Raw genomic sequence first — 12,627 nt, forward strand, 5'->3', positions numbered from 1 at the left:
GGCTACCACCTCATCCCCAACACTTAATTCGCCCCCATAGACCTTGCCTGCAAACCCCCTGAAATCATGAAATTCATCGGTCTTGGGTCGAATAACATATTGCACTGGAAATCTCGGCGTACCGGCATTAAATATATCCTTTCTGTCCAATTTTTCCAAATGATCCAACAACGTTTGTCCTGTGTACCAGGGCATTTTTTTTGTTTTATGAACCACATTATCGCCCTTAAGGGCGCTAACAGGAATGAAGGTAATATGTTGTTCTTGGTAATCACGCTTCTTCATCAATGCTTCAAAATCGGCTTTGATGGCCTTATAGGTTTCTTCAGAATAGTCAACCAAATCCATTTTATTTATGGCGACGATAACATTTTTTATCCGTAGTAGGTTATTGATAAAAAAGTGGCGATTGGTCTGCTCAATCACTCCCTTTCTTGCATCTATCAAAACAATCGCCGCCTGGGAAGTGGAAGCTCCTGTCACCATATTCCTAGTATATTCCACATGGCCTGGCGTATCTGCAATGATGTAGCTCTTCTTGGGTGTTGAAAAATAGATATGTGCCACATCGATGGTAATGCCCTGCTCTCGTTCAGCGACCAGTCCGTCAGTGGCCAATGAAAAATCAAGATAATCATATCCTTTTTGTTTACTGGTCTTCTCTATGGCTTCAAGCTTATCGCTGGTCAGGGATTTGGTATCATACAATAGTCTTCCTATCAAGGTACTCTTACCGTCATCTACACTACCTGCTGTTGCAATTTTTAATACTTCCATCCTATTTAGCTGTTGGCCTTTAGCTATTTGCCTTTGGCCATATTTAATTGATTATTTTCTTAAGCTAACGGCAAAAAGCCAATAGCCAAATTTTCAAAAGAAAATTTAAAAATACCCTTGTTGTTTTCTTTTTTCCATAGCCGCTTCGGACCTTTTGTCATCGATCCGCGCCCCTCTTTCCGAAATCGTAGATTCCCTTATTTCCTGAACAACACTGGCTATATCGGTGGCTTCTGAAAACACGGCGGCCGTACAACTCATATCCCCCACGGTTCTGAAACGCACCAATTCTTCCAACACTTCCTCATCTTCTTCCTGGTATACATAATCGGAGTGTGACCAAATCAATCCATCCCTTAAGAACACCTTTCTTTTATGGGCGAAATATATAGAGGGTATTTCGATATTCTCTTTTTCGATATAGGACCACACATCCAATTCTGTCCAATTCGAAATAGGAAAAACACGTACATTTTGTCCCAAGTCTATTTGCCCGTTCAGCATATCGAACAATTCGGGTCTTTGATTTTTCTCATCCCATTGCCCAAAATCGTCGCGTACTGAAAAAATACGTTCCTTAGCCCTGGCCTTCTCCTCATCTCGCCTGGCTCCCCCGATACAGGCGTCGAACTTGAATTCCTCGATAGCATCCAAAAGTGTGGTGGTCTGTAGGGAGTTTCTACTTGAATAGCGACCGGTCTCTTCCTTAACCTTACCTTGATCTATACTATCCTGAACATTTCTTACGATTAATTCGAGCCCTAATTCCTCAACCAATCTATCGCGAAATTCGATGGTTTCAGGAAAGTTGTGGCCGGTATCGATATGCATCAAAGGAAATGGAATCTTCGCAGGATAAAATGCTTTTTGTGCCAAACGCACCAAGGTAATCGAATCCTTTCCTCCGGAAAACAACAAAACAGGTTTCTCAAACTGTGCGGCTACTTCCCGAATAATGTAAATCGCCTCATTTTCCAAGGGGTTAATGTGTGATGTATCTTTCATTAAATCCATGCGCTACTACTTTTATGTACTATATTAAATGTGTAAGCCACACTCCCGGTTCTCGAGAACCTTGGTGGGATCAAAATATTTGTGCTCATTGGGAAGGTTTCTTTCAGCCAAATATGCATCCAATTCTTCATCGGTCCAGTGATAGAATGGACTCACCTTCAAAACTCCGTCCTTACTAAGGCTTAGTATATCCAATGTGTTTCTTAGTGCTGTCTGTCCTTTTCTTAAATTGGTGAACCATACATCTGGTCGAATTTCGGCCATTGCCCTTCTAAAAGGTTCCAATTTAACCTGTTCGGTAAACTCGGTATGTCTTGGGTCGTCTATACCAGGAATGCCCATGACCACATTACGATGTGCCACTGTCTGCTTGGGCACATATAATTTGATATTCAAATTAAGAGCTGCGATCAATTTCTCGGCATGTGCATAGGTTTGGGGTGTATTGTACCCTGTATCGCACCAGATTATGGGAACATTTGCCTGTATTTCAACAACCGCATTTAGAATAGCCACTTCATAGGGCCTAAAATTCGTGGTGACCACTGCATTCTTGGCATGTTCAAAAGCCCAGGAAATAACTTGTCCCGGTGTTTTTTCCTTTAATTGAATATTCAGTTCTTTGATCCTATCCTCCGTAAAATCCATAGCTTCATTGTTAGAATTAGGTAGGTTATTTTTTTCCCCAAGTGACAAGGTTCCAAGCCCTTTCATGGAAAAAATACAATACCATCTTGGTTAAAAAATCAATTGAGGCGATCGATGCGGCCAAGGTTATTTTACCTGTCAAAAGATACGATATCAACAGCGTGTCCAGCGTACCTACCACCCTCCAACTTAAAGCCTTTGCTATACTTCGAATGGGTGTTTCCGATTTTCTGTCGGTAGCAAAATCCCTGCTCTCCGTTTTTTTATTCAAAATCAATCGATCTGCAATCATACAATACTAATTTTTTACCCTATCAATTTAATAGAGTATGCAAATTTAGAATTATAAATGAAACTGTCATGCTAAAAACCCATAAAAAATGGGATTTACCCTATTGAATTAGTAGATTAATAAATTTAATGCCGAAAGTTCGAAAAATAATCGATCAATAATTACGATTACTGATGATTCTTCGGAAAACAATTGAAGTGTTCAATACTTGGGCAATTCAGGAGTCTATTTTATGATATCCGCCAAGGTATTGTGTCGATATACCGTTAAGGCACTGTCCCTTACCTGAAGCATTAATTTATGCACGGCGCAGGTGGCTTCATCGGGACAATCTTCGCATTTTTCATAAAAATTTAGACTTACACAAGGGACCAAGGCTATAGGGCCCTCAAGAATGCGCATTACATCGGTCATAAGTATATCCTCAGGGTCCTTAATGAGGTAATACCCGCCCCCTTTTCCTTTTTTGGATCCCAAAAGCCCAGATTTCCGCAGGGTCAGTAATATACTTTCAAGAAACTTCTGGGAAATATTTTCGTGCTTGGCAATTTCAGCAATCTGAACGGGTTGCCTATCCGCTTGGGAAGCCAAATAACTCAAAGCCTTTAGACCGTATTTTGTCTTTTTCGAAAGCATAGGGCGAAGATAGGGAAAAATAGGAAAGCGAATTAAATCCTACTTATATACATTATATAAAAGTATTGCAAACGAGCAATTGATAAATTATTCTACGCCGTAATCGACCACCATATGAAAAATGTTCATCCGAATTTGATTGCATTCTTCAATACTTGATAAAACATTAGGCAGTACAGTTATTGTCCAGTAATAAATCCGAGATACCAAGACCAAAATCATTAATTTCAGGTTTTTAAAACAACCTGTACCTATCATGTCCGTTTTTATGGCCAATGGAATATGCCTAAAGGTAATCCCGCATACCATGCGGCTATCAAATGATAGGGCTTGGCGGGCAAATTGTAATCGACCAACGAAATATCCAATCTATGAAATATGCATTGCTTTTTACAACATGTTTGTTGTTTGCATCACTCTCCTCTTGTTCAACAAAAAAAATAGAAGATCAAAATGCCTTACCACAAGTTCAATTTGCCACAAAACACATTGCGGACATCCAATTAAAAAAGCAAAGTCATTTTGATAAGATCCAATTTCAATTGGATACCATCAATCTAGAAGCTGAAGCCTATGATATCACTGTAAATAATAATGAGATCCTTATCAAAGGTGGTGGCGCCAACGGATTGATGTATGGCGGACTGGAAGTGGCCGAACAGATAGAATTAAACAATACAGTAACCAATACCAAAGGAAAGCCCTATATCAAAAAACGAGGTATTAAATTCAATATTCCGCTGGATGCCCGTACCCCCAGTTATGATGATTCCGGTGATGCTGCGCAGGAAAACATCGCAGAGATGTGGGAATGGAGCTTTTGGGAAGCGTATTTAGATGACCTGGCCTTACATAGATATAACATCCTTAGTTTGTGGAACCCCCACCCCTTTCCTTCCATGATCAAATTACCAGACTATCCTGATGTGGCCTTAGACGATGTTTTTGTAACCACGTTAAAACCTATCGGAAAAGAAAACGAATGGGCCGAACCTCAAATGGTATCCAGCAATGTGATGGAAAACCTTAAAAAAGTAAAAACAATCTCCATCGATGAAAAAATAGCCTTTTGGAAAAAAGTGATGCAACATGCCAAAGATCGCGGCATAGAAATCTATTTTTTCACATGGAATGTCTGTCCTAACAGTGTGGCCACCCCTGTGGAACCATTTTATAGAACCTACGACCAAGAATTGTGGGAAGAAGTTCCCGGTAAATACGGTATTACCAATCAGATGAACAACCCGCTGAATGTCGCCTATTACAGGGAAGCCGTAAAAACCTTTCTCTTAACGTACCCAGATGTAAAGGGTATTGGCGTAACCGCCGGAGAGCATATGCGTGATCAATTGGGCGCCTATAACAGGGAACAGTGGATATGGGAAACCTATGGCTTGGCACTTACCGATATTCAAAAATTACAACCAGAGCGTAAGGTCGATTTTATCCACAGGGTATGGAATACTGATGTTTCTAAGATCATGAACTATTGGAAAGACTATACGGGTTCTTTTGAAGCCAGTTTTAAATATGCCAAGGCAAGACTTTATTCGTCTCCCTATCTAAACTTTGCTGATGGCCATATTGAGAGAATGAAGGAATTTGATCTCAAGTCTTGGTGGAACCTAAGAAACGATGATATTTTTGTGTACCGCTGGGGCGATCCTGACTATGTTAGGGCTTTTATCGGTCATTTTCAAAAGGAATATACCGCAGGTTTTTATATGGGCTCTGATGGTTATGTCTGGGGCAAGGAATTTACCAGTAAAAACCCTGAACTCTCTGGGCAATTAGAAATCAAAAAGCATTGGTACAACTTTATGCTATGGGGCAGATTGGCCTATAACAATCAGCTTGATGAGGGCTTTTTTATCCAAAAACTACAGGCACATTTTCCTGCAACGGATGCCAACAAACTGTATACGGGTTGGCAAGCCGCCTCCAAAATCATTCCGCAGGTCAATGTGTTTCATTGGCGTGATTGGGATTTCCAGTTTTCACCTGAAATTTGTATCGATGCACGTACTGGCTTTCATGATATAAAAATATTTATGGAAAACCCTACCATGGCCAACAGTAACATTGCAAGCCCAATACAATATGCCAACGCCATAACAAAGGGAAAAACAGTAGCTGAAATCACACCCCTTCAGGTAGTGGATAGTTTAAACAACTTTGCAGATCAAGCACTTAGAGCAGTAACCGAATTAGCCAGTAGCAATAACACGGCAGAACTCAATACCCTTTTGGATGATATGGCCGCCATGTCTTATTTGGGTCTGTACTATGCTAAAAAGATAGAGGCAGCTACCGAGCTTGCATTATATAAAACCAACAACTCCAAAGCGCATCAAAAGAAAGCTGTTGCCCTATTGGAAGCAGCCATTTTGGATTGGGAAAGATATACGGAAGTTTCAGAAAAAAATTATCGCTCACAAATGTTGGCCAGAACGGCTATGTTAGACTGGCGAAACATGTTGGAAAATGTAAAAAAAGATGTCACTTTGGCTAAAACTATCACTTTTTAGGTATGAAAAAAATCTTTGACCCACAACGCATTTCCAAATTCATTAGCATCTTATTGATAGCGTTTTTAAGTGGCACGCTACAAAATTATGCAGCCACCAATCCAACTACCGATGGTAATATGCGTGCCATCGCCTTAAGAAAATTAGAAAGCTCCCTCGGTAAAATCGGGTATCGTTTAGATAGCAATAACGATCAGGCCCATACCCTTTTTGAGGTCATCTTTTTAAACGGCGAGCATGAAGCTGCAAGCATCAAAAAACACCAATTAAAGCCCAACAAACTCAAGCCTGAAGGTTATCAGATTATAAGAAAAAACAACAAAGTCTATGTGGTTGGTGGCGATGAGAGCGGTTTGATGTATGGCATCTTAGACCTACGGGACCAGATTGAAGTCAACAAAAGTATCTTAAACATTGCAGAGAAAACCGAAAATGCCAGATTCCACTTTCGTGCCATTAAGTTCAACCTGCCATGGTCATCGTACAGACAGGGCGAATCTTTGCAATTGCATATGGAAACCGTGAAGGATACTGTTTTTTGGGAAAGCTTTCTAGATATGATGGCGGATAATCGTTTTAATGCACTCACCTTATGGAACCTGCATCCTTTTACCTTTATGATCCAACCTGAAAAGTTTCCTGAAGCCACCCAGTTTACGGGTCAAGAATTTGCCGATTGGCAACAATTTTGGAGAACGTTGTTTCGCATGGCCAAGGAAAGAGGTATAGAAACCTATATCCTGAATTGGAATATCATCACATCCCCGGGAATGACCGAGACCCATAATGTCGCCAATTATGGGGATGATCTAGAATGGCACTATGGCTTTACACCGGCCGATACCTCACAGATTATTGTAGATTATATGCGGGAATCCATTACACAGGTCATCAATGAATATCCTAATCTTACAGGGTTGGGGGTTAGTATGGGAGAGCGTATGAAAATGCCGATCGATGATGCCATGCTATGGGTCAAAAAGACCTTCGTTGAGGGCATGCGCAACGCTGACCGTCGGGTAAAATTCATTCATAGAGCCCCATTTTCAATCGACCCCGAAGTGGCTCGCAACTACATTGAATCGTATACCGACTTTCCGGATCCCATTATCATGGAGTTTAAGTTCAATTGGTCCCATGGGCATTCCACCCCAAACTTGTCCATTACCCATGGTGGGAGTATCAGTGACCAATATTGGAACCCAAAGCCCAGCAACTATCAAATGGCATGGACGATGCGAAATGAGGATTTTATAATGCTCAACTGGGGCAATACGGATTTTATAAGGGAACATATAGCCAAGAACGGTCAAGAATTTGTCGCTGGGTATTTTGTCGGTTCTGAAACCTATATCCCTGCAAAAGAATATCGCATGAAAGCCGGTGCAGCCTACAATTGGAAGTATGCCTATGAGAAGCAATGGGAATTTTATCAAATGTGGGGCAGGTTACTTTATGATCCCGAACTCGATGATTCCTTTTTTATCAAACAATTTGAGCTAAGATATGGGAATGAAGTTGGAGGCAAAATGTTCGAAGCACTGCGTTTGGGAAGCCGTATGCCCTTAGCCCTGGCTTCCTTCTATAAAGGCACTTGGGATTTTACCTTGTACTGCGAGGGTTTTCTCAACGGAGGACAATTATACCGAAATTATAAAGAGGCAACCAAGGCATTTATCAATATCGATGAAATGATCAATCACCCTACATTGGATGTCAACTATCTTTCCATAGCCCAATTTACGGATAGAAAATTACAAAATACACCCATTAAGGATGAGGAAATAACCCCCTTGCAATTGGCCGATGACCTGGAGGAAAACGGGCAAAAGATCCTCCAGCTATGTAGTGAAATCGAACTTTCGGCAGCCAAGGAAAGGGTCAACTTTGAAATAGAACGCAACGATATGGAAGCATGGGCACATTTGAGCTTATACTTTGCTGAAAAGCTGAGGGGAGGAGTATCTCTTGACGAAGCGGTAAAGACCCAAAACAAAGAGCTTCAAAAAGAATCCATCATTCATTTGGAGCGCGCGGCACGTCACTGGCAAAACATCATCGATGTCACTTCACGGCAATACCAGGAAGTTTCTCTGCTACATATAAAAACGACGAAGTTTTCATGGAAATTCTTCTATCCTCAAGTTTTGAAAGATATTGAGATTGCTAAAGGCAAACTCTAAAGTCAGGTCTTGTGCAGTACCTTTTCTATCCCAAGGCTTGTGAAATATCATTAATGATATCCTCTATATGTTCCAAGCCTACGGAGATGCGAACTGACCCATCGCTAATGCCCACTGCCAGCCTTTCCTCCTTTGATAACTTACTATGGGTGGTTGAGGCCGGATGCGTAACGATACTCCTAGAATCACCAAGGTTCGCTGATAAGGACAATAACTGAATGGAATCGAAAAATTCACGCCCTGCTTCCAATCCGCCCTTTATCTCAAAGGCCACCACACAGCCACCGGCTTTCATCTGTTTTTTGGCAACCTCATAGTTCGGATGCGACTTTAGAAAAGGATATTTGACCCAATTGACTTTTTCGTGCTGTTCCAAAAACTGCGCAAGTTTTAAGGCATTCTCACAATGCCTGTCGACCCGTACAGCTAAAGTTTCAAGACTTTTTGACAATACCCATGCATTGAAAGGTGATAATGCCGGACCGGTAATTCGGGAAAAGCGATAGACCTTATCTATAAGATCGGCTCTGCCTACGGTTATACCCGCAAGTACCCTACCCTGACCGTCCATCAATTTCGTTCCCGAATGGATGACCAAATCTGCCCCGAACTTTATGGGTTGTTGCAAATAGGGGGAAGCGAAACAATTATCGATGATCAATATCAAATTATGTTTCTTGGCAATCTTACCCAATTCTTCCAAATCCAACACATCCACACCCGGATTGGTGGGTGATTCGGCATACAGGATTTTGGATTGAGGCGTCACCAATTGGTCAATTTCATCCAATGCATCTATCTTAAAATAGCTATGGGTAATATTCCATTTTGGGAAAAAATTCATGAACAAGCTGTGTGTCGAGCCAAAAACACTTCTAGCGGAAATAATATGGTCGCCACTCTGTAACAAGGCTGCAAAGGTTGAAATTACGGCCGCCATGCCCGATGCAAATGCAAAACCATCCTCGGCACCTTCCATGTTACATACCTTTTCAATGAATTCGGAGGAATTGGGATTTGAATAACGGGAGTAAATATTCCTTTCCTTTTCCTCGGCAAAGGAGGCGCGCATATCCTCGGCATCTTCAAATACAAAACTCGATGTTAGATACAACGGGGTTGAATGTTCCAGATATTGGGAGCGCTCCAATTGCGTGCGAATCGCTTCCGTTTCGAATTTATGTTTGTTCTTTCCCATAATCAGCCTTTCTCAGCTATTCTCAAAATATCACCAAAAACACCTCTTGCCGTAACGGCAGCACCTGCACCAGCCCCTTGTATGACCAGGGGATGCTTCCCATAGGATTCGGTATAGATCTCAATGATCGAATCGGAACCCTTGACCTGTCCCAAAGCACTTTCCTTTGGTACTGAAATCAATTTAACATCCAACTTACCCTTTTCCTTTCTCAGATCGCCATGTAGATCACCCACATAGCGCAAGACATAATTTGGTTTTTGGTTCTTCTTCAATTCATTGAACGTGTCATTAAGCACATCCAAATTACTTAAAAATTCGGCTACAGTTCCTTTTTGCAATAGTTCAGGAATCAAATTTTGTATATGGATATCCGAAAATTCATTCCTCAGGTCCAATTCACGGGCAAGAATCAATAATTTACGCCCCACATCATTCCCCGACAGATCTTCCCTAGGGTCGGGTTCTGTAAAACCTTTGTTGATGGCATCTTTCAATATGGCCGAAAAAGGGGCGTTTACCTCTGAGAAGGTGTTGAAAATATAACTCAATGACCCTGAAAAAACACCCTTGATACGGGTTATGTTCTCACCGGAAAGGTGCAATAATTTTATGGTATCGATCAGGGGTAATCCTGCCCCCACATTGGTCTCATACAAATACTGTTTTTGGTTTTTCGCCAATTCTTCCCGTAACAATTGATAATAATCAAAACCAAGGGTATTTGCTATCTTATTGGAGGAAACCAAATCGAATCCGTTTTCAACCAAATCGAAATAATTCGCCACGAAATCCTCGCTGGCCGTATTATCAACAGCTATCAAGTTTTCAAAATGATTTTTTCTGGCATAGTCAAAAATATCCTTCATTTGATAGGGAACCCCTTTTTCCACAATGCTCGATCGCCAATTTTTCGGAATCCCCTTTTCATTGAACAGAACCTTTCTTGAATTGGCCACTGCAAAAACCTTTAAATCGATCCCTTTGCGTTTTTCAATGGTTTTTGATGATTTCAAGATTTGATCCAATAACGTGCCCCCAACATTTCCATGGCCAAAAACAACCATGTTTACTTTCTTGCTGATCCCGAAAATCTGTCCATGCATCACATTCAGTGCCTTGTGCAAATCTGATTTTTTGACCACGAGACTCACATTCTTGCCCGTTACGGTGTTGTTGAAGAGCAAAGGAATAATCTGGTTTTTGATCAGGGAATTATATGGCTTATGAAAGGTGCTTAAGTCCTGGCCAACGATCGAAATAACAGAGACATCGTTCACAACAGTGATTTGATTTATGTCCTTCGATTGAAAATCATGGGCAAACTCGCGTTGCAAAGCGATTTTTGCCTTTTGTGCCTTCTCGGCTTTGACTACAAGACCAATACCGCGTTCCGAAGAGCCTTGTGATACGATACTTACGCTGATATTATTATCCCCGAGTGCTCTGAATATCCTAGCATCGACCCCGACCTTACCCAACAATCCCCTTCCTTCGAGATTGATCAAGGCCACATTCTCGATGACCGATAGAGATTTGATGCCCTCCTTATTCGATTTTGCACTGATCAGCGTGCCCTCATTGGCACTATTGAACGTATTCAGTATTCGCAAGGGAATATTCTTCTCGATCAATGGAATTATGGTTTTGGCATGCAATATCGTCGCCCCAAAATTTGCCAATTCATTGGCCTCGCTATAGGAAAGCTCCGATATGCGCTTTGCTTCGGAAACATAATCTGGATTTGCCGTGAAAATACCATCAACATGGGTGTAATTCTGAAGTTCTTCGGCATCGAGGTAATTGGCCAACATCGCAGCGGAATAATTACTGCCGTTTCTGCCCAAGGTGGTTGTTTCATTATCTACTGTGGATGCAATGAACCCGGTTATTACGGGTACGGTATCATGGCTTAATTGCGCGAATTCACGCAACACATTTTCTTTGGAAATCGTTTCGATCACATGGGCGTCACCAAACGTATTGTCAGTCTTTATCAATTTTCGGGAATCCATCAACTTCGCATTGATTCCCCTGCCTATCAAAAGTTTGGTTATCAATTTAGCAGAAATAACCTCGCCATAGGCCAGTACCTGATCCCTGATTTTGGGACTGTAATCCCCTAGTAGTGAAACGCCCTCGAATAATTTGAACAATGCCCCATACTCCTCGGAAAGGCTCACATTCTTAAAAGTATGGGTCTGGTATTTTTCGAAAGCGGTAAAGTCCTTCGAATAATCCTCACCATGTGCCGCCTTTTCTAGCATCGTTTCCAATTGATCTGTCGCTTTTTCACGTGCGGATAACACCACTGCTATATTTTCACCATTTTCGACTTTCTGGGCAATAATATCCAAAACATGTCCTAAACCTTCCCCATTGCTCAATGACTTACCCCCGAATTTCAAGATTTTGATCCGATCGGTCTTACCATTGGTATTGAAGATTGCATTGAGCAGTTTTTCCATTTGGCCGAACTCGATCAAAAAGGCATCATGTCCATGTAAAGACTGAACTTCACCATAGGTAACATTGCTTTTTGCCTGCGCCAATTGTTTAAAGGTTTCCTTATTTTCCTTGGCAGTAAAAAAGAGATCCGAATCGACCCCTACGATATGGATATTCGTATCGCTATTCTGAAGTGCAATGAACGCACTTTCTCCGTTTCGTGTAATATCGATGGTCTTTAATAATTGGTTCATCAACTTATAGGCCGATAATTGAAAACGGTCCTTTAGTTTATCCCCATGGTGCATTAACCAACTTTCTACATTGAAAACCTGCAACTCCTCATTCGTACTTCTCTTGAAACGTTCTTTAAAAGATTCCGGTGTGCGATAGCATAACATGGCATGCATACGTGCATCATGGACCGGTTGTTTCGAATTGATCAGGAATTGCTCTTGTATTTGGCAATTGGCAATTAGCCAATCGGTGCTTTTCCAGTCTGAGGCAACCGGAATCAAATGGGTGGACAATTTGGGGTTGATGGCAGCCATCTCCCAAGCTATTCCACCTCCCAATGAACCCCCTATCAGAGCGAATAGTTTATCGATTTTCAATTCTTTCAATCCAATCAAAAAAATACGCGCGATATCGCCTGCCACAAAATCCTTATAATTATCAATCACAAAGCCATCATAACCATTGCCTGGAATATTGAAGGCCAGTATGGTATACTTGTCCGTATCGATACACTTTCCTTCGCCAATAAGGGCCGACCACCATCCTTCTGTACCGGTGACATTTGAATTGCCCGTCAAGGCATGGTTGACCAATACGATAGGGGCCTCATAGAGTGGTTTTCCAAAAAGTTGATAGGACAGGGAAATATCCTGAACCACGCCACCC

9 protein-coding genes are annotated in these 12,627 nt (G+C 41.5%); 2 read left to right on the forward strand and 7 right to left on the reverse strand.

The annotated features are described in order from the left end of the window. From WBM98_RS14905 to WBM98_RS14925, 5 genes are all read right to left on the reverse strand, one after another. Nucleotides 1-777, reverse strand: a 777-nt coding sequence (locus WBM98_RS14905; RefSeq protein WP_424366820.1) for a sulfate adenylyltransferase subunit 1, incomplete at its 3' end; no start/stop codon positions are given. A gap of 105 nt (nucleotides 778-882) precedes the next feature. Next, a complete protein-coding gene (cysD, locus tag WBM98_RS14910; protein ID WP_424366827.1) occupies nucleotides 883-1,782 on the reverse strand; it encodes a sulfate adenylyltransferase subunit CysD in 900 nt (299 codons plus the stop codon). Between the two features lie 33 nt (nucleotides 1,783-1,815). After that, entirely contained in the window at nucleotides 1,816-2,439 is a 624-nt protein-coding gene (locus WBM98_RS14915) for a phosphoadenosine phosphosulfate reductase family protein (RefSeq protein ID WP_424366821.1), read from the reverse strand. A gap of 25 nt (nucleotides 2,440-2,464) precedes the next feature. Beyond that, nucleotides 2,465-2,731, reverse strand: coding sequence for a DUF2061 domain-containing protein (locus tag WBM98_RS14920; protein WP_424366822.1), 267 nt, complete (start codon nucleotides 2,729-2,731; stop codon nucleotides 2,465-2,467). 225 nt (nucleotides 2,732-2,956) lie between these two features. Continuing rightward, on the reverse strand, nucleotides 2,957-3,367 hold the full coding sequence (locus WBM98_RS14925) for an RrF2 family transcriptional regulator (RefSeq protein ID WP_424366823.1): 411 nt from the start codon (nucleotides 3,365-3,367) through the stop codon (nucleotides 2,957-2,959). 371 nt (nucleotides 3,368-3,738) lie between these two features. Here WBM98_RS14925 and WBM98_RS14930 point away from each other — a divergent pair, with 371 nt between their 5' ends. Together WBM98_RS14930 and WBM98_RS14935 are read left to right on the forward strand one after the other, a co-directional pair. Further along, nucleotides 3,739-5,895 carry a hypothetical protein gene (locus WBM98_RS14930; RefSeq protein WP_424366824.1) on the forward strand — a complete coding sequence of 719 codons (2,157 nt, stop codon included), beginning with the start codon at nucleotides 3,739-3,741 and terminating at the stop codon, nucleotides 5,893-5,895. A gap of 2 nt (nucleotides 5,896-5,897) precedes the next feature. Then, on the forward strand, nucleotides 5,898-8,078 hold the full coding sequence (locus tag WBM98_RS14935; protein ID WP_424366825.1) for a hypothetical protein: 2,181 nt from the start codon (nucleotides 5,898-5,900) through the stop codon (nucleotides 8,076-8,078). Between the two features lie 25 nt (nucleotides 8,079-8,103). Here WBM98_RS14935 and WBM98_RS14940 read toward each other — a convergent pair whose 3' ends face one another. Both WBM98_RS14940 and thrA read right to left on the reverse strand, forming a co-directional pair. Further along, complete coding sequence (locus WBM98_RS14940) at nucleotides 8,104-9,276, reverse strand: trans-sulfuration enzyme family protein (protein WP_424366826.1); 1,173 nt, start codon at nucleotides 9,274-9,276, stop codon at nucleotides 8,104-8,106. Between the two features lie 2 nt (nucleotides 9,277-9,278). Then, complete coding sequence (gene thrA / locus WBM98_RS14945; RefSeq protein WP_424366828.1) at nucleotides 9,279-12,620, reverse strand: bifunctional aspartate kinase/homoserine dehydrogenase I; 3,342 nt, start codon at nucleotides 12,618-12,620, stop codon at nucleotides 9,279-9,281. Nucleotides 12,621-12,627 lie beyond the last annotated feature (7 nt).

Source organism: Maribacter sp. (assembly GCF_049667165.1).
In the GTDB taxonomy this organism is placed as follows: Bacteria; Bacteroidota; Bacteroidia; order Flavobacteriales; family Flavobacteriaceae; genus Maribacter_A.